This window comes from Pseudomonas sp. FG86, from assembly GCF_057808775.1.
Map to the genome: position 1 here is coordinate 1 of NZ_JBMDIS010000030.1, position 18763 is coordinate 18763.

Genomic DNA, 18763 nt, shown 5'->3' on the forward strand with positions numbered 1-18763 from the left:
GCTGCGCAGCCCAACGCGGGGCAAGCCCGCTCGCCACAACAAACCCGCTCGCCACCGTTACAGTGTTCCTCCTTAACTGACTGGCATTAGGGCAAGCCCCCTCTTCACATGGCTCAGGCCAACCCAGACTCCACCAGCAGCGCCTCAAGTCCCATCAAATCCGGCACCTTCGCCACATGTTCTCCAACCTGCACCGCTGCCAGTTCCAATGGGCACAGCGGCACGTCCACATAGCTCAATTCGCTATCGAGCTTGTACGACCGCGGAATCCCCTGGATCACCAGCGCAATAAACTTCAACGTCGGCCGCCCGCCCAGCGCATTCAACACCACAATCCGCGAGCGTTCGCCCGTCACGCTCGCCTCGCCGCACACCGCTTCAAAGCTGATCAACGGTATTTGCCGATCCCGCCAGGTCACTTGCCGCAGATACCACGGCGGTGCATCACTGGCCGGTTCGCCGCGTTGGAAGTCGATCAGCTCGGCAATGGCGACGTTAGGCAGCACCAGGTGGCGGTCGGCCAGGGGCAACAGCAGGCCGGTGAGTTGGCTGGTGCGGTGGTCAAGCATGGGACTTGCTCCAATAGGCAATGCTTTCCAGCAGCACCGACTCCTGGTAAGGCTTGCCCAGGTAGTCGTTGACGCCGATGGCCATGGCGCGGTCGCGGTGTTTTTGGCCGGTGCGGGAGGTGATCATGATGATCGGCAGGCGCATCAGCCGAGGGTCGTTGCGCACCTGGATAGCCACTTCGAAACCATCCATGCGCGGCATTTCGATGTCGAGCAGCATCAGGTCCGGGGTGTGTTCTTCGAGCACGGCAAGGGCGTCGATACCGTCCTTGGCGGTGAGGACGTTCATGCCGTTACGCTCCAGCAGACGGCTGGTCACTTTGCGCACGGTGACCGAGTCGTCCACCACCAGCACCAGCAGCGGCCGCTTTTTCAGCGGATCGTTGAGGATCAGGGGCGCATCGACTGCCTGGGCCGGCAAGGCCGGTTGCCGGGCGCGAATATGCGCCAGCAAGTCAATGATCAGCACCACGCGGCCATCAGCGAGAATGGTCGCCCCGGAGACGCCCTTCACCCCCGCGAATTGCGGCCCCAGGCCCTTGACCACGATCTCCCGGGTCCCGGCCATGGCATCCACATGCACCGCCACGTGCCGCTCATTGCATTGCACCAACAGCACCGGCACCGGCTGGTACTGGCCCAGCAGTTTCGGGCGGCTGACGGTGTGCAGCAGATCACCGAGGTAGAACAGTTCATACCGCTGGCCGGCGTACTCATAACGCGGCGGGTCTTGCTGGTAGTGCCCGGCCAACTCGTGGGGCAGCACGCGCACCAGGCCTTCGATGGTGTTGAGCGGGATCGCGTATTGGTCATCCGCGCACTGCACCATCAGCGCCCGGTTGACCGACACGGTGAACGGCAGGCGAATACGAAAATGCACGCCCGCGCCCGGTGTCGAGTCAATGAACATCGAACCGCCGAGCTGGCGCACTTCTTCATGCACCACATCCATGCCTACGCCGCGCCCGGAAATCTGCGTGATCTTTTCTGCCGTGGAGAAGCCCGGTTGCAGGATGAACTGCAACACGTCGCGGTCACTCATCTCTTGGTTGGGGTCGAGCAAACCGCGCTTGATCGCCTTGCGCCGCACCGCTTCCAGGGGCACGCCGGCGCCGTCGTCGCGCATGTCGAAGACGATATCGCCGCCTTCGTGGGTCAGGTCCAGGGTGATGCGCCCCTTCTCCGGTTTACCGGCCAACAACCGCGCATCGCGGGATTCCAGGCCATGGTCGACGGCGTTGCGCAGCATATGCTCCAACGGTGCCACCATGCGTTCCAGCACATTGCGGTCCATCTCGCCCTCGGCATTGCCGACCACAAACTCCACGTCCTTGCCCAACTCGCCGGCCACCTGGCGCACGATGCGCTTGAGGCGCGGCAGCATGCGTTCGAACGGCACCATGCGCGTACGCATCAAGCCTTCCTGCAACTCGGTGTTGATGCGGGCCTGTTGCTGCAACAGCTGTTGCGCATCCTGGTTACGACGCTCGAGGGTTTCCTTGAGGTCCACCAGGTCCGAAGCCGATTCGAACAGCGCACGGGAGAGCTGCTGCAACTGCGAATGGCGGTCCATTTCCAGCGGGTCGAATTCTTCATAGCCCAGGCGCTCGGCCTCGGCCTGCTGGCGACTGAGGATGCGCCCCTGGGTTTCAGTGTCGAGCCGGCGCAGTTGGTCACGCATGCGCTCGATGGTGGTTTCCATTTCGTTGAGGGCGATCTGTGCGTCGCTGACCTGCTGCTCGATGCGGCCACGGAAGATCGACGTTTCGCCGGCCAGGTTGACCAGGTCATCCAGCAAATCAGCGGAAACCTTCACCATGTCGGCGGCCGGGTCAACCGCCGCTTCGGCCTTGCTCGCCGGCAAGGCCACCGGGGCTACCGGCTCTACGCCGGGGTGTACCAGGCTTTTGATGCGCTCGATCAGCTTGTCCACCGGGCCTACCGGCACGCCATCGGCCACCGCATCGATCATCTGCGCCAGGCGGTCATGGCAGCCTTGCAACAGCGCGAAGAGTTCAGGGGACGGGCCGAGCAAGCCGGCGGACAGGCCTTCGTAGAGAAACTCCAGCTCATGGGCCAGGTCGCCAATCGGGCCGATCTCGACCATGCGCGCGCCGCCCTTGAGGGTGTGCAGGTCGCGCAGCAGGGTTTCCACTTCCTGGCGATTGTTCGGCTCAGCCTGCCAGCGCAGCAATGCGCTACCTGAACTGTCGAGAATATCGGCGGCCTCTTCGAGGAAGATATCCAGCAGTTCAGGATCCGCAGCCGCGCCTTGCGGTGCAGCGGTCGGCGCGGCAGGCGTGCTGCTCTGGCGAAACTCGCGCAGACGCGCGATCAGCTCGCCGGAGTCGCTCAGGGGTTGGTGGTGTTGCAGTTCTTCAAGTTGCAACGCCAGCCGTTCGTGACTGGCCATCAGCACCTGGGACAGCTCGGTGGAGTAGCTGTAGCGGCGGTCCGCCAAGCCTTCGTAAAGACACTCCAGCTCATGGGCCAGGTCGCCCACCGGGCCGATTTCGGCCATGCGCGCCCCACCCTTGAGGGTGTGCAAATCTCGATGTAACGACGACAACGGTGCCACGCCATCAGGCTCCAGCAACCAGCGCTTGAGGGACTGCCCGGCGCTGTCGAGGATATCCACGGCCTCTTCGAGGAAGATCTCGACAATCTCATCGTCCGGTACCGCTTCCTGGTGCAGCCGCGCCGTGGCGGCCCCCAGTTCGGCGATGTTCAGGGCACGGCTGCCGTCACTTTTGATCAGGCCGGTGGCAGAGGGGTCGAGGGCATCATCGAGCAGCTCGCGCAGGGCCTGTAACCGTGCCGGCACCGGGCTGATCTCCTGGCCGGCGGCCAGTTGGTCGAGCATGTTGATCAGCGCTTCATGGGCCTGTTCGGCTTCCTGGAAAAACCGCTCGCTGACCGCCAGGCTGCTCTCTTCCACAGCGCCATACAGGTCGAGCAAGGCTTCGCAGAGTTCGTCGATGGGGTGCAGGTCGGCGACGTGCGCGCCCTCCCCCAGGGTGGTCAATTCATCCAGCAATGCGGTGAGTTCCTGGCGCTCGCCGGGGTGTTGTTGCCAGCGGCGTAGCAGGCTTTCGGCGTCGAGCAGGATATCCATGCCCTGGGCCAGGAAGTCAGCGATCAGTTGTGGATCGCGCTTGATGCGCAGGCCGGTGCTGGGGGCGTCGAGCAGGGCTTCGAGCTGACGATCAAGCAGGCTCTGTGTGCGGCTGATCAGGTCCGTCGCGCCTTTGATCGGCACCAAGGGGTCGCTGTCCAGTTGCCGCAGCCCGCGTTGGAACAGGTCCTCGGCTTCCAGCAGCAACTCCACTTCATCCAGGTCCAACGGCAGGCGGTGAGCCTTGTACTCGCGGGTCAGGTGATCGAGTGGGCGCGCCAGTTCGGCGATCGGCAGCACGCCGGCCATGTAGGCGCTGCCCTTGAGCGTGTGCAGGGCGCGTTGCAGTTCATCGCTGACTTGCAGCGGCACATGCTCGGCGGCTTGTTGCAGGAAGTGATTGAGGCTGTCGAGGTGGGTCTGGGCCTCGTTGCGGAAAATCTCCAGCAACATCGGGTCATGGGCTTCGACGGCCGAGGCCTCAACCCCGCTGGCCAAGGCGTGGGCACGCGCGGCCAGGGTGTCGACCTCCTTGCGCTGGCGCTGGGCACCGGCGGCGAAGTCGGCGATCAGTTCCGGCAGCAGGGCGACCGCTTCATCCAGTACCTGTTGCACCTCGGGGCCGGGAGCCACGCTGCGCTCAAGCACGCGGTTAAGCAGGTTTTCCACGGCCCAGGCCAGCTCCGCCAGCACCAGGGCGCGGACCATGCGGCCGCTGCCCTTCAAGGTGTGGAAGGCACGGCGCATTTCGCCGAGGGCAGTTCTATCGGCACCGCTCGGCAGGTTGCGATGCAGCAGCTCAAGGACTTCTTCGGTTTCTTCGAGGAAGACGTCGCGCAGCTCCTCGTCAATCGGCTCTTCACCGGCCGGTGGCGGCAGCAGGCTACCGGGGCGTTGCTGGGCCGGCGGGTTCAGCCGCGAGGTGGGGCTGGCCAGGGCGTCGAATTGCGATTGGCTCGGTGAGGTCTCGGCCGACAATGCGCCCTCCGGCGCCACCAATGCCTGGCGCCAGGGTTTTTCCGCAGGCAGGTAACCCAGCGCCTCCAGGCTACGGGTGGCCAGCTCCAGCACGCGTTCGCCGGCGGCATCGGGGTCTTGGAGCATGCGTTCCAGGTAGTACTCCAGGCCGCTGATCACGTCGGCAAACTGCCCCAGCTGCGCCTCGGAGGGCACGGCGTCGTTGATCATCAGTTGTTCATCGACGTAAACGCTGCAACCGCGCATCAGGCTCGCTGCGCGTGGCAATGGGATCATCGCCAGGGCGCCGCGCACCTGGCTCAACAGTTCCGGCAAGGACTCCAGGCGCTGGCGCTGCCAATCGGCTTCGATGCAATCGATCACCAGCTCCTTGGCTTGTTGCAGGCACTGGCAGCACTCGCGGATCACCAGTTGGTGAATCTGGGTCAGGTCAGTGGTGGGCAGGCGGCTTTCTTCGCGGCTGTCCGGCTCGACGGTGCCGGCCATCCCCGCCAGCGTGGCTTCGACGTAGAGCAAGGCGCCGGCGACGTCCATCAGCACCGCATCGTTAGGTTCGCGCTGGCCCTGGGCCAGGCTCAGCACGACGGCAAGCTGGTCGATGATGACTTTACGCGGCTGACCAAACCCAAGCACCGCCAGGGTATCGGCAATCTGCCGCAGCGGCGCCAGCAGCGCCTCAAGGTCACGGGTGTGCTGACGGTCGCTGCGCACGAACAGGTCGAGACGTTCCTTGACCCGCACCAACTCCTCACACAAGGCACCGAGCACCGAGCCCATGGCATTGCGATCCGGCCCCGCCATGCGTGCGCGCTCGGCATCGACCAGGGCGCTGTCGGGCAAGGCTTCATCCAGGCCGTAGCGTTCTTTCAGGCTTTGCATACGCGGTGTCGGCCGGGTGACTTTGGCGACGTAGAACAACAGGCTCTTGAGCAGTTCGTCCGGCGCCGCCTGGTTGATACCGCCAATGCCCTGGGCCAGCAGGCGCTTGAGTTGTTTGTCGCTGGCCTTGAGCAGGCTGCGCAGCGCCGGGCTGTTGGCGATCACGCCGGTGAGCATGCCCTCGACCAGCGCCGAGGTGACTTGCCACAGCGGCAACAGCGGCGCGCCCTGGCACAACACTTCGAGCCGCGCGAACACCCGCGCCATGTCTTCCAGGTTGCTCGGGCCATGGTCTTCGCGCAGCAGGCCGGCCAGGGCTTGTTGCAGCAGGTGGTGCCACTGGCGCAGTTGCTCGGTCAGGTCCGGCGGCGCACGTTGGGCCAGTACTTCATTGGGCAAGGGCGCAATCGACAGCAGTTGCGGGCTGAACAGGCTGGTCTCCGACAACAGGCTTTCGCCGCGCGCACTGCGCAGGTCGTTGAGCAGCGGCAACACCACCAGGGGCAGGTCGCGGCGCGCGCTGTGGATACGGTCAAGGTACAGCGGCAATTGGCCCAGGGCCTGTTGCAGCAGGCGGATACTTTCTTCCCACTGGCTGACATGCCCGGTCTGGAGCGCCAGGGCCAACTGTTCGATTTCTTCGGCGAGCAGGGCCGCGCCGTAGAACTCGACCATCTGCAGGGCACCGTGCACCTGGTGGATACCGGCCAGGCACTGGCTGATCACATCGCCGTCATGGGTTTCGACAAACGCGTCCAGCGCCGAACGGGCCTGTTTCAGGGTTTCGGCAATGTCGCCCTTGACCCATTCGAGGGCCACGTAGTCGTGCCGATCAACCATAACTGCTCCGCTTAGAATTCATGGGTTGCTGGTAGTGCGAGATCTCCAGACAGATGGAGATCAAATGTGGGAGGGGCGGTGCGACGATTCGACTTGCCTCCGATGGCGGTGTATCAGTCAGCAAGTGTGTTAACTGACCCACCGCTATCGGGGGCAAGTCGAATCGTCGCACCGCCCCTCCCACACTTGGATCGCATTTCAATCATCTGCCTGCTTGGCCACAGGCAAGGTGAAACCCGACACCGACCTGCGCAACTGGCTGGCCATCTTCGCCAAATTGCCGATGCTTTCGGCGGTGGCGGTGGACCCCGAGGACGTCTGAGTAGTGATCTGCTGGATCACGTTCATGGTCAGGGAGATCTGCCCCGCCGACGACGTCTGTTGCTGCGCCGCATTGGAGATGCTCTGGATCAGCGCCGCCAGGGTTTTCGACACGCCTTCGATCTCTTCCAGCGCGACGCCAGCGTCCTGGGCCAGCCGCGCGCCACGCACCACTTCGGTGGTGGTCTGCTCCATGGAGATCACGGCTTCGTTGGTGTCGGTCTGGATCGCTCGCACCAGGGTTTCGATTTGCCGGGTGGCCGCCGACGAGCGCTCGGCCAGGCGCTGCACTTCGTCGGCCACCACCGCAAAGCCGCGCCCGGCATCCCCGGCCATGCTCGCCTGGATCGCCGCGTTGAGGGCAAGGATGTTGGTCTGGTCGGCGATGTCGTCGATCAGGCTGACGATGTCGCCAATCTCCTGGGACGACTCGCCCAGGCGCTTGATGCGCTTGGCGGTGTCCTGGATCTGCTCGCGAATGTTGTCCATGCCGTGGATGGTGTTGTGCACCACCTCGTTGCCCTTGTTGGCGATTTCCACCGAACGTTCCGCCACCGCCGAGGACTCAGCGGCGTTGGCCGACACCTGGTCGATGGACTGGGCCATCTGTTCGATTGCGGTGGAGGCTTCGGCGATCTGCTGGGCTTGATGCTCAGAGGCTTGCGCCAGGTGCATGGCCGTGGCCTGGGTCTCCTGCACCGCACCGGCAACCTGCCCGGCGGTGAGGTTGATGGTGGCGACCAGGTCACGCAGTTGGTCCACGGAGTAATTGATGGAATCGGCGATGGTGCCGGTGAAATCTTCGGTCACCGAGGCGGTGACGGTGAGGTCGCCATCGGCGAGGTCTTCGATTTCATCCAGCAGGCGCATGATCGCGTTCTGGTTGCGCTCGTTCTTCTCGGCGGTTTCATGCAGTTGGCGGTTGGTCTCACGCACCATCACCAGGCCGATCAGGATGATCGACGCCAGCGCCAGCAGGCCCAGCACATAACCGCCAATGGTGTCGAAGCTGCGTCCGCTGGCCAGGTTTTCAAAGCCGGTGGCCAGGTGCGAGGCTTCATCGAGCAGGGTTTGCGAGAGGTTGAAGATATTGCTCGCCGAGGCGCGCACTTGGAACAACTGCGGCGAGGTCTCGAGGATTTCATCCACGGAGCCGGAAACAAACTCGAACAGCTCGGCAATTTCTGCCAGCCGCGCACGGGCATCACGGTCTTCAACCTGGGTGATACGCAGGCCAGGGTTGCCATTGAGCATGCCATTAAGGACTTGGCCGAAGCGGTTGGCATCGCGGCCAAAGGCATCGGCGGCCTGCACGGCGGTTTCATCGCCGGCGAGCACAGTGTTGACCGCACCGAGGATGCGTTCGGCCAGTAGCGACTGGCGCTGGGCCACGGCCACCTGGCTGGCGGGGGCGCCGCGTTGCAGGAGGATGTCGACGACCTTTTCCGATTCCATCTGTAATTGCGGCACGGTTTCGGCCAGGGTCGCGGCCACTTGGTGCAGGGACAGCACCGTTTGTTCGCTGGCCAGGATGACGTCGGTGTTTTTCAACAACGCTTCCCAGTCGGTCTGCACTGCGCGCATTTCGGTGCGCACCGCGCTGGGCGCCGCCGGCAGGCCGGTTTCCGGGTCGCCTTTCTTCAGGTACCCCCAGCGCTGGGCAAAATCATTGCGGGCCTCCCCCAGCAGCTTGAACGCGGCGGCCTTGCCGGCGGCGGCTTCCGTGGCGTTCTTGGCGATACGCTGGGACAGCACGCGCAACTCACCGGCGTGGCCGATGTACTGCTTATCGTAGGTAGATTGGGTATTGAGGTAGGCGAAGTTGGCGAACAACAACATGATGAACACGATCAGCGCGATAAACAGCACGATGATCTGGGAGCGGCTACGCGAGCCGGCCTGGGGTTTAGGCGTGGTGACAGTGGTCATGCGGCAACATCCATGAAACCTGGGGCCTGGGCCAGGGCGAAGGGGCTGAAGACCTGCCACAGCGGGTCGCCATCAAACTGGCCTTGGATAAACGGCGCGCCTGGGGCGGCGTGTGCCTGCAACGCGTCTTGTGCGAAATGCTGCATACCCACCACCTCATCCACCAGCAGCCCGACAAATATGTCCTGGTACTCCACCACCAACACCCGCCGCTGCTTGCGCGCCTTGGACAACGCATGGCCGAGGAAGCCGCCGAGGTCCATCACCGGTAACAGGCGCCCACGCAGGTTAGCCACGCCCTTGATCCAGGTCTTGACCCCGGGCATTAACGTGCAGCGCGGCTCATGCAGCACTTCGGCCACTTCGCCCATGGGCGCCACATACCAATGCTCGCCCAGGCGAAAACCGATGCCGCTCCAGCTGTGCAGGCGGGCTTCCTGGGATGGCAGGTCAGCGGCCAACAGGCGGCAGCGGCGATCGATGTCCAGCAGCAACTCGAAGGCGGTTTGCGACTCGGTCATGATGGCGTGCCGTCAGCCGGCCAACACCTTGTTCAGTGTGGCGATCAGGGTTTCTTCATCCACCGGCTTGGTCAGGTAGTCCTTGGCGCCTTGGCGCGCGCCCCAGATCTTGTCGGTCTCCTGGTCCTTGGTGGTGATGATGATGATCGGAATACCGTTGGTTTCCGGCTCCTTGGACAGCTGGCGGGTCGCCTGGAAACCATTGAGGCCCGGCATCACGATGTCCATCAGGACCGCGTCGGGCTTTTCCTGGCGAGCCAGGGCCACACCGTCTGCGCCGTTTTCGGCCTTGAGGACCTGGTGGCCGTGCTTTTCCAGCATACCGGTCAGTTTGTACATTTCAGTCGGCGAATCGTCGACGATCAGAACGCGTGCCATGGTTTTCCCCACTACATTGGTCGGCGCCAGCCCTTGTGAGGTGACGTCAGTGTGCTTGTTCTACCGCGGCGAACCCAGGCACGTAGGCCTTGATCGCGCCCAGCAGTTCTTCCTTGCTGAAAGGCTTGGTCAAAAACTGATCAACTCCGACGATGCGCCCCTTGGCCTTGTCGAACAGGCCGTCCTTGGAGGAGAGCATGATCACCGGGATCGACTTGAACGCCGGGTTGTTCTTCACCAGGGCGCAGGTCTGATAGCCATCCAGGCGCGGCATCATGATGTCGACAAAGATAATGTGCGGGTGATGATCCACAATCCGAGCCAGGGCATCGAAACCGTCGATGGCCGTGATGACATCGCATCCCACATTCTTCAACAAGGTTTCGGCGGTGCGGCGGATCGTTTTCGAATCGTCGATCACCATCACTCTCAAGGCGTTGGAATGCTGTTCCATATCTGCTCTACCATCGCCACAGCGAATCGGTTTTCGGTGTGTACTGCCTGATGTTGCACAGGATGAGCGCCGCAAGCCTTGGAATTCAAGGGCTGCTGCGCCGTGGCAGTCTTTTTAGCACAGTCTCCGGGCGCAATCTATCGAGCAGCCTGCCAGGTGGTTTTTCCTTGACCCACAACAGCCGCAGCGCCACTCTGACGCCACTTTTATATGCCCTAATTTGCTAGAGGAAATCCCCCATGAGCGTTCGCGTCGGCATTGTCATGGACCCTATCGCCAGCATTTCCTATAAAAAGGACAGTTCGCTGGCCATGCTCCTGGCTGCCCAGGCCCGCGGCTGGAGCCTGTTCTATATGGAGCAGGGCGATCTGTATCAGGGCGACGGCGAGGCCCGCGCGCGCATGCGTCCGCTGCAAGTGTTCGCCAACCCTGATAGGTGGTTCGAGCTGCATGACGAAATCGATAGCCCCCTGAGCGACCTGGACGTGATCCTGATGCGCAAGGACCCGCCCTTCAATATGGAATTCGTCTATTCCACCTACCTGCTGGAGCAGGCCGAGCGCGCCGGCGTACTGATCGTCAACAAGCCGCAGAGCCTGCGTGACTGCAATGAAAAGCTGTTCGCCACCTTGTTCCCACAGTGCACGCCGCCGACCGTGGTCAGCCGCCGCGCCGATGTGCTGCGTGAATTCGCCGCCAAGCACGGCGATGTGATCCTCAAGCCGCTGGACGGCATGGGCGGCACTTCGATCTTCCGTCATCGTGCGGGCGATCCGAACCTGTCGGTGATCCTCGAAACCCTCACCGCCCTGGGCACCCAGCAGATCATGGGCCAGGCCTACCTGCCCGCGATCAAGGATGGCGACAAGCGCATCCTGATGATCGACGGCGAGCCGGTCGATTACTGCCTGGCGCGTATCCCGGCGGCCGGCGAGACTCGCGGCAACCTGGCGGCCGGTGGTCGCGGTGAAGCGCGACCATTGTCGGACAAGGATCGCTGGATCGCTTCCCAGGTCGGCCCGACTCTGCGGGAAAAGGGCCTGCTGTTTGTAGGCCTAGACGTAATTGGTGAAAACCTCACCGAAATCAACGTCACCAGCCCAACCTGTATCCGCGAGATTGATAACGCATTTGGCACGAACATCGGCGAAATGTTGATGGCCGCGATTGAACGCAAGCTACAAGCCAAGTGACATAGAACAGCCGGACACCAACCAACATTGCGTTATCATGCGCCACCTGTGAAACGCGCGATGTTGGTTTTCTTGTCATGACACTCCCGTCCGAACTGCCCCCCGAACTCTCCCAACGCGGCGTGCGCCCGGCTGATCGGCTCGGATTTACCCTGTTTCTCGCGGCGTTGATCCACCTGGCCCTGATCCTGGGCGTGGGTTTCACCATGGTCGAACCCAAGCAGATCAGTAAAACCCTGGAAATCACCCTCGCCACGTTCAAGAGCGAAAAGAAGCCCGAGAAGGCAGACTTTCTCGCCCAGGACAACCAGCAAGGCAGCGGCACCCTCGACAAGAAAGCCGTGCCGAAGACCACCGAGTTGGCGCCGTTCCAGGACAACCAGGTCAACAAAGTCACGCCGCCCCCGGCCCCCAAGCCCGAGGTCAAGCAGGCCGCGCCCAAGGCTGCCGTGACCACCGTCGCGCCAAAACCGCAGAAGGCTCCGACCCAACGCGAGAAAACCAAGACCGAGCCGCAGCCCGAACCGGTGAAACCGGCGCCCACCTTTGACAGCTCGCAACTCTCCGACCAGATTTCCAGCCTCGAAGCCGAACTGGCCAACGAACAACAGCTGTATGCCAAGCGCCCGCGCATCTACCGCCTCAACGCGGCCTCCACCATGCGCGACAAAGGTGCCTGGTATAAGGACGAATGGCGCAAGAAGGTCGAGCGCATCGGTAACCTCAATTACCCGGATGAAGCCCGGCGCCAGCAGATTTATGGCAATTTGCGCTTATTGGTGTCGATCAACCGCGACGGAACGTTATATGAGGTCCAGGTGCTGGAGTCGTCCGGCCAGCCGCTGCTGGACCAGGCCGCCCAGCGCATCGTGCGCCTGGCTGCGCCCTTTGCCCCGTTTACCGGGGACCTGAACGACGTCGACCGCCTGGAAATTATCCGCACCTGGAAGTTTGCCAAGGGCGATCGACTCTCCAGCAACTGATAACACCCACCCTGCGGCGGGCTTGCCACAACAGGCAACTCCAGCTTGTCAGTTCGCCGCTCCAACGCCACACTAGCGGACATGAAAAATGTCGACCCGACCTACCTCAAGCACCAATTCCTGATCGCCATGCCCCATATGGCCGACCCGAACTTTGCGCAGACCTTGACCTACATCGTCGAGCACACGGCCAATGGTGCCATGGGGCTGGTGGTGAATCGCCCGCAAGAGCTCAACCTGGCCGATATCCTTGAGCAACTGCGCCCGGAGATCGACCCACCGGCCCGCTGCCAGGGCGTGCCGATCTATACCGGCGGGCCAGTGCAGACCGATCGCGGCTTTGTGTTGCACCCGAGCGGGCCGAAGTTCCAGGCCACGGTAGACCTCGAGGGGCTGTCGCTGTCGACGTCCCAGGACGTGCTGTTTGCCATTGCCGATGGCGTCGGCCCCGAGCAGAGCCTGATCACCCTCGGCTACGCCGGCTGGGAAGCCGGGCAACTGGAAGCCGAACTGGCCAGTAACGCCTGGCTGACCTGCCCGTACGACGCCGACATCCTGTTCAACACCGCCAGTGAGCTGCGCCTGGAAGCTGCCGCCGCCAAGCTGCGGGTCAACCTCAGCCTGCTCACCAGCCAGGCGGGGCACGCCTGATGGCCTTGCGTCTGATCCTCGGTTTTGACTACGGCACCAAACAGATCGGCGTTGCGGTCGGCCAGGTGATCACCGGCCAGGCCCGCGAGCTGTGCACCTTGAAAGCCCAGAATGGGGTGCCGGACTGGAACCAGGTCGAAGCCCTGATCAAGGAATGGAAACCCGACGCCGTCGTGGTTGGCCTGCCTTTGAACATGGACGGCACCCCCAGCGACATGTGCCTGCGCGCCGAGAAGTTCGCCCGCCGTCTTAACGGCCGCTACAACCTGCCTTTCTATACCCACGATGAACGCCTGACCACTTTCGAAGCCAAGGGTGAGCGACGTGACCGTGGCGGGCAAAAAGGCAGCTACCGCGACAACCCCGTGGACGCCATCGCCGCCGCCTTGCTGTTGCAGGGCTGGCTGGATGAAAACACCGCTTTATTTGAATCCTGACTGACGCGGCTTGCCGCGTCTTTTTACGTTTGAGCCCGGACCGTGCAGGCACCCCCGCCACGCAGGGCCTTGAAGGAGCCACCATGAGCCTGCCCAATCCCGCCGACCTGATCAGCCAGATGGCGATACGCCTCAAGGCCCATCTGGAACACCGTGCCATCAGCGAACCGCGCTTTATCGGCATTCGCACCGGCGGCGTATGGGTCGCCCAGGCACTGTTGAAGGAACTGGGCAGCGATTCGCCACTGGGCACCCTGGACGTGTCCTTCTACCGCGACGACTTCAGCCAGAATGGCCTGCACCCGCAGGTGCGTCCCTCGGCGCTGCCGTTCGAGATCGAAGGCCAGCATCTGGTGCTGATCGATGACGTACTGATGAGCGGCCGTACCATTCGCGCCGCCCTGAACGAACTGTTCGACTATGGCCGCCCGGCCAGTGTGACCCTGGTCTGCCTGCTCGACCTGGACGCCGGCGAATTGCCGATCAGCCCCGATGTGGTCGGCGCCACCCTGTCGCTTTCAGCCCACCAGCGGGTAAAATTGTCCGGTCCCACGCCGCTCGAACTCGAACTGCAAGACCTTGCCCTTTAAACCGCCTTGTAAAGAGTCCCCGCGATGACGCCTCTCGATGCCAAGCGCCCGCTGCAGCTCAATGCTCAGGGCCAGTTGCAACATTTCTTGTCCCTAGACGGTTTGCCCCGCGAACTGCTCACCGAAATCCTCGACACCGCCGACTCGTTCCTCGAGGTCGGTGGCCGCGCGGTGAAGAAGGTCCCGCTGCTACGCGGCAAGACCATCTGCAATGTGTTCTTCGAGAACTCCACCCGCACCCGCACCACCTTTGAACTGGCGGCCCAGCGACTGTCGGCCGACGTGATCACGTTGAACGTGTCCACCTCGTCGGCGAGCAAGGGCGAGACCCTGCTCGACACCCTGCGCAACCTGGAAGCCATGGCCGCCGATATGTTCGTCGTGCGCCACGGCGACTCCGGTGCCGCGCACTTCATCGCCGAACACGTGTGCCCGCAGGTAGCGATCATCAACGGTGGTGACGGCCGTCACGCCCACCCGACCCAGGGCATGCTCGACATGCTCACCATCCGTCGGCACAAGGGCAGCTTTGAAAACCTCTCGGTAGCCATCGTCGGCGACATCCTGCACTCGCGGGTGGCGCGCTCGAACATGCTGGCCCTGAAGACCCTGGGTTGCCCGGATATCCGCGTGATCGCGCCGAAAACCCTGCTGCCCGTGGGTATCGAGCAATATGGAGTGAAGGTCTACACCGACATGACCACCGGCCTCAAGGATGTGGACGTGGTGATCATGCTGCGCCTGCAACGCGAGCGCATGGCCGGTGGCCTGCTGCCCAGCGAAGGCGAGTTCTACCGCCTGTTCGGCTTGACCACCGCACGCCTGGCCGGCGCCAAGCCCGATGCGATCGTGATGCACCCGGGGCCGATCAACCGAGGGGTGGAGATTGAGTCGGCGGTGGCCGACGGTAACCAGTCGGTGATTCTCAACCAGGTCACCTATGGCATCGCCGTGCGCATGGCGGTGTTGTCCATGGCCATGAGCGGGCAAACCGCGCAACGTCAATTCGAGCAGGAGAAGGCCCAGTGAAGCTCAGCATTCTCGGCGCCCGAGTCATCGATCCAGCCAGTGGCCTGGATCAAGTTACCGATCTTCATCTGGAAGCCGGCAAGATCATCGCCATCGGTGCGGCGCCCAGCGGGTTCACCGCGGTCGAGACCATCGATGCCAAAGGCTTGGTGGCCGCGCCTGGCCTGGTTGACCTGAACGTCGCCCTGCGCGAGCCGGGTTACAGCCGCAAGGGCAACATTACCAGCGAAACCCGCGCCGCCGCTGCCGGTGGCGTGACCAGCCTGTGTTGCCCGCCGCACACCAAGCCGGTACTGGACACCTCGGCCGTGACCGAACTGATCCTCGACCGCGCCCGTGAGGCCGGTAATTGCAAAGTGTTTCCCATCGGCGCCCTGAGCAAGGGCCTGGAAGGTGAACAGCTCGCCGAGCTGATCGCCCTGCGTGACGCCGGTTGCGTGGCCTTCGGCAACGGGCTGGAGAGTTTTCGCAGCACTCGCACCTTGTGCCGCGCCCTGGAATACGCAGCGACCTTCGACCTGACCGTTATTTTCCACTCCCAGGACCGCGACCTGGCCGAAGGTGGACTGGCCCATGAGGGCGCCGTCGCCAGCTTCCTCGGCCTGCCGGGCATTCCGGAAACCGCTGAAACCGTCGCCCTGGCCCGCGACCTGTTGCTGGTGGAGCAAAGCGGTGTACGCGCGCACTTCAGCCAGCTGACCAGTGCTCGCGGCGTCGCCCTGATCGCCCAGGCCCAGGCCCGTGGCCTGCCAGTGACGGCGGATGTGGCGCTGTACCAGTTGATCCTGACGGACGAGGCGCTGATCGACTTCTCCAGCCTGTATCACGTGCAACCGCCGCTGCGTACCCGTGCCGACCGTGACGGTTTACGTGCCGCAGTGAAGTCTGGCGTGGTCTCGGCCATTTCCAGCCATCACCAACCCCACGAGCGCGATGCCAAGCTGGCGCCGTTTGGCGCAACAGAGCCGGGTATCAGCAGCGTAGAGTTGTTGCTGCCACTGGCGATGACCTTGGTGGAGGATGGCTTGCTGGACCTGCCGACACTGCTGGCACGCCTGAGCGCAGGCCCGGCCGAAGCCTTGCGCCTGCCGGCGGGCAAGTTGGCGGTAGGTGCCGCGGCAGACCTGGTGCTGTTTGATCCAGCCAGCTCGACGATTGCCGGCGAGCACTGGTTGTCCAAGGGTGAAAACTGCCCGTTCATCGGCCATAGCCTGCCGGCGACGGTGCGCTACACCCTGGTGGATGGGCGGATCAGCTACCAGGCCTGAAGCGGGCACGGTCAATGTGGGAGGGGCGGTGCGACGATTCGACTTGCCCCCTCCCACATTTAGTTCTCTATAGGGTCTGAGAAATCATCGCCCGCCGTTGCGCTCGGCATTGCGGATCGAAATCTGCGTATTCAACGTCCAAAAGTCATACAGCACCCCCACCAGGAACAAACCTCCGGTCAGCAGGTAGATCAGGCCGGTGATCCATTTGCCCTGGTACATCCGGTGCACACCGAATACCCCGAGAAACGCCAGCAGAATCCACGCCACGTTGTATTCGATCGGCCCAGCGGTAAAACGCAGGTCGGCTTCACGGTCCATGGCCGGGATGAGGAACAGGTCGATCAGCCAGCCAATGCCGAGCAAACCGAAGGTGAAAAACCAGATCGTGCCGGTCACCGGCTTGCCGTAATAGAAGCGGTGCGCGCCGGTAAACCCGAAAATCCAGAGCAGGTAACCGATCACCTTGCTGTGGGTGTCTTGCTGCGAACCAAGCTGTTGATAGGTGTTCATGGAGTACCTCTTTTGCCTTGATAGATAAATTTTTTCACTTTATTTGTGACTTTTTTACAGGCGCCCGACGTACGGCCAATGGTATCTTCCCTCCCCTGAAAGCCTTATGCCACCTGACTTGTGTAGGACAATTGCGGCGATTCGTCGCGTTTTTCCTGGATTTGACCCCAAGGTTCAGTCGACAAACGGCCTGAGAACGGCACAAAAAGCTGTTATAAAGTTGCGCGCAAACCCATAAGAGCCACGCCTAATGCGACCATTTTTCAAGACATGGCTAACCATTTGCCTATTAATGCCACTGGCCGCCCACGCCACCAATCGTGAGCAACGACTTCCTAACGTAAACGGTTTCACCCCTAAAGTTCACAGCACACCAAGCACGGCCAAATCAGCCAAGCCTACTGTCAGCCGCCCGACTCAACTGAGCAAGGCCCACGGCAAAACCACCCCAGGCCTGATGGCAGCCAACACCAAACAAAGCAGCACCGTCCTCAGCCGCGCCGTCAACGTGCTCGGTACTCCTTATCGTTGGGGCGGCAGCAGCCCAAGTAAAGGGTTCGACTGCAGCGGTTTGGTGAAATATGCGTTTAACGACGTAGCGGCCGTGGATTTGCCGCGCACCTCCAACGCCATGGCCGCCGGCCACGGGCAAAAGGTTGAGCGCAAGGATTTGAAACCGGGCGACCTGTTGTTCTTCAAACTCAAGAGCCGCAAGGTCAACCACGTTGCCATCTACCTGGGCAACGACCGCTTTATCCACGCACCACGCCGTGGCAAGTCGGTCAGCATCGACACCCTGAAAAAGCCGTTCTGGGACAAGAACTACGTGATTGCCAAGCGGGTTCTGCCAAAAGAGCAGAACACCTTGCGAGTAGTCCAACGCTGATCCAAAGCTGGAATGCAGTAGTAAATGTGGGAGGGGGCTTGCCCCCGATAGCAGAGTGTCAGTCGACATCAAAGTGACTGATCCACCGCTATCGGGGGCAAGCCCCCTCCCACATTTGATTTGTAATGTCCACAAGCCCTCAGATATCCCCAGGTACCCTCGCCTTCTCCCGCGCCTCTTCCCGGCTGATCACGCCTTCCGTGACCAACGCCTTCAAACTCATATCCAAGGTTTTCATCCCCAACGCTGCACCGGTCTGAATCGCCGAGACCATCTGCGCCACCTTGTCTTCGCGGATCAAGTTACGGATGGCTGGCGTGCCCAACATGATTTCATGGGCGGCCACCCGCCCACCGCCGAGCTTCTTGACCAACACCTGTGAAACCACCGCTTGCAGCGACTCAGACAGCATGGTGCGGACCATGGCCTTTTCCCCAGCCGGGAACACGTCCACCAGCCTGTCCACGGTCTTTGCCGCCGAGGTGGTGTGCAGGGTGCCAAAGACCAGGTGGCCGGTCTCAGCGGCCGTCAGCGCCAGGCGAATGGTTTCCAGGTCGCGCAATTCGCCCACAAGGATCACATCCGGGTCTTCCCGCAGGGCCGAACGCAGGGCGGTGGAAAAACTGTGGGTGTCGCGGTGGACCTGACGCTGGTTGATCAGGGCCATTTTCGGCGTATGGATAAACTCGATAGGGTCTTCGAGGGTGAGGATGTGCTGGCGCCGATGCTGATTGAGGTAGTCGATCATCGCCGCCAGGGTGGTGGACTTGCCGGAGCCGGTGGGCCCGGTCACCAGTACCAGGCCGCGCGGCAACTGGGCAATACGCTGGAACACCTCCCCCAGGCCAAGGGCTTCCAAGCTCTGGACCTCGGCTGCAAGCGTGCGAAACACCGCCCCCATACCGCGCGCCTGCTGAAATACATTGACCCGGAACCGCGCCACACCGGGCAGTTCGAAGGCAAAATCCGTTTCAAGAGATGTTTCGAAATCCTTTTGTTGGTATTGGTTGAGCAAAGGGCTCAATAAGTTAGCCACTTGGGCAGGTGCCAGTACCGGCCAATCCAACGGCCATACCTCACCGTCCACCCGCAGCATCGGCGCCAGGCCAGCCGACAGATGCAGGTCGGAGGCGCCCTGGCGTACGCTGTGCGCCAGTAATTCAGTGATATCCATAGGGCTTTCCATTTCCAGTAGAATGCCGCGGACTCCATATCCACGGGCGCATCTT

The 18763-nt window shown here is 62.4% G+C and carries 16 protein-coding genes; 8 read left to right on the forward strand and 8 right to left on the reverse strand.

Translation table 11 applies throughout. The features are described from left to right. Nucleotides 1-113: 113 nt before the first annotated feature. The 6 genes from ACODSV_RS19355 to pilG form a co-directional block, all read right to left on the reverse strand. Nucleotides 114-569: a chemotaxis protein CheW gene (locus ACODSV_RS19355; protein ID WP_010207210.1), complete on the reverse strand. Its 456-nt coding sequence runs from the start codon at nucleotides 567-569 to the stop codon at nucleotides 114-116. After that, on the reverse strand, nucleotides 562-6381 hold the full coding sequence (locus ACODSV_RS19360; protein WP_150095343.1) for an Hpt domain-containing protein: 5820 nt from the start codon (nucleotides 6379-6381) through the stop codon (nucleotides 562-564). Before ACODSV_RS19360 ends, ACODSV_RS19355 begins: the two co-directional genes overlap by 8 nt. 198 nt (nucleotides 6382-6579) lie before the next feature. Next, nucleotides 6580-8631 carry a methyl-accepting chemotaxis protein gene (locus tag ACODSV_RS19365; protein ID WP_024077895.1) on the reverse strand — a complete coding sequence of 684 codons (2052 nt, stop codon included), beginning with the start codon at nucleotides 8629-8631 and terminating at the stop codon, nucleotides 6580-6582. After that, nucleotides 8628-9152, reverse strand: coding sequence for a chemotaxis protein CheW (locus tag ACODSV_RS19370; protein WP_024077896.1), 525 nt, complete (start codon nucleotides 9150-9152; stop codon nucleotides 8628-8630). The genes ACODSV_RS19365 and ACODSV_RS19370 overlap by 4 nt, the downstream gene beginning before the upstream one ends. A gap of 12 nt (nucleotides 9153-9164) precedes the next feature. After that, on the reverse strand, nucleotides 9165-9530 hold the full coding sequence (gene pilH, locus ACODSV_RS19375) for a twitching motility response regulator PilH (RefSeq protein ID WP_014720320.1): 366 nt from the start codon (nucleotides 9528-9530) through the stop codon (nucleotides 9165-9167). 46 nt (nucleotides 9531-9576) lie between these two features. Continuing rightward, the gene (pilG, locus tag ACODSV_RS19380) at nucleotides 9577-9984 is read right to left on the reverse strand and encodes a twitching motility response regulator PilG (protein ID WP_010564379.1); all 408 of its coding nucleotides are present in this window, start codon (nucleotides 9982-9984) and stop codon (nucleotides 9577-9579) included. Nucleotides 9985-10223: 239 nt separating this feature from the next. Between pilG and gshB the strand changes: the two genes are divergently transcribed. The 7 genes from gshB to ACODSV_RS19415 all read left to right on the forward strand — a co-directional run bounded on the left by gshB (nucleotide 10224) and on the right by ACODSV_RS19415 (nucleotide 16135). Then, a complete protein-coding gene (gene gshB / locus ACODSV_RS19385; RefSeq protein WP_150095189.1) occupies nucleotides 10224-11177 on the forward strand; it encodes a glutathione synthase in 954 nt (317 codons plus the stop codon). 77 nt (nucleotides 11178-11254) lie between these two features. After that, nucleotides 11255-12160 carry a TonB family protein gene (locus ACODSV_RS19390; protein WP_024077898.1) on the forward strand — a complete coding sequence of 302 codons (906 nt, stop codon included), beginning with the start codon at nucleotides 11255-11257 and terminating at the stop codon, nucleotides 12158-12160. 81 nt (nucleotides 12161-12241) lie between these two features. Further along, nucleotides 12242-12811: a YqgE/AlgH family protein gene (locus ACODSV_RS19395; RefSeq protein WP_150056105.1), complete on the forward strand. Its 570-nt coding sequence runs from the start codon at nucleotides 12242-12244 to the stop codon at nucleotides 12809-12811. Next, nucleotides 12811-13248 carry a Holliday junction resolvase RuvX gene (ruvX, locus tag ACODSV_RS19400; protein ID WP_003195067.1) on the forward strand — a complete coding sequence of 146 codons (438 nt, stop codon included), beginning with the start codon at nucleotides 12811-12813 and terminating at the stop codon, nucleotides 13246-13248. Before ACODSV_RS19395 ends, ruvX begins: the two co-directional genes overlap by 1 nt. A gap of 83 nt (nucleotides 13249-13331) precedes the next feature. Beyond that, a complete protein-coding gene (gene pyrR / locus ACODSV_RS19405) occupies nucleotides 13332-13838 on the forward strand; it encodes a bifunctional pyr operon transcriptional regulator/uracil phosphoribosyltransferase PyrR (RefSeq protein WP_024077900.1) in 507 nt (168 codons plus the stop codon). A gap of 24 nt (nucleotides 13839-13862) precedes the next feature. After that, nucleotides 13863-14867, forward strand: coding sequence for an aspartate carbamoyltransferase catalytic subunit (locus ACODSV_RS19410; RefSeq protein ID WP_024077901.1), 1005 nt, complete (start codon nucleotides 13863-13865; stop codon nucleotides 14865-14867). Then, nucleotides 14864-16135, forward strand: a complete 1272-nt coding sequence (locus tag ACODSV_RS19415) for a dihydroorotase (RefSeq protein WP_024077902.1) — start codon at nucleotides 14864-14866, stop codon at nucleotides 16133-16135. Before ACODSV_RS19410 ends, ACODSV_RS19415 begins: the two co-directional genes overlap by 4 nt. A gap of 84 nt (nucleotides 16136-16219) precedes the next feature. Here the strand turns inward: ACODSV_RS19415 and ACODSV_RS19420 are convergent, their stop codons facing one another. Next, nucleotides 16220-16648: an NINE protein gene (locus tag ACODSV_RS19420; protein ID WP_150054284.1), complete on the reverse strand. Its 429-nt coding sequence runs from the start codon at nucleotides 16646-16648 to the stop codon at nucleotides 16220-16222. A gap of 250 nt (nucleotides 16649-16898) precedes the next feature. On the opposite strand from ACODSV_RS19420, the gene ACODSV_RS19425 reads away from it, so the two are divergent. Further along, complete coding sequence (locus ACODSV_RS19425; RefSeq protein WP_024077904.1) at nucleotides 16899-17534, forward strand: C40 family peptidase; 636 nt, start codon at nucleotides 16899-16901, stop codon at nucleotides 17532-17534. A gap of 139 nt (nucleotides 17535-17673) precedes the next feature. Here the strand turns inward: ACODSV_RS19425 and ACODSV_RS19430 are convergent, their stop codons facing one another. Next, nucleotides 17674-18708, reverse strand: a complete 1035-nt coding sequence (locus ACODSV_RS19430; protein WP_069077198.1) for a type IV pilus twitching motility protein PilT — start codon at nucleotides 18706-18708, stop codon at nucleotides 17674-17676. Nucleotides 18709-18763: the final 55 nt, after the last annotated feature.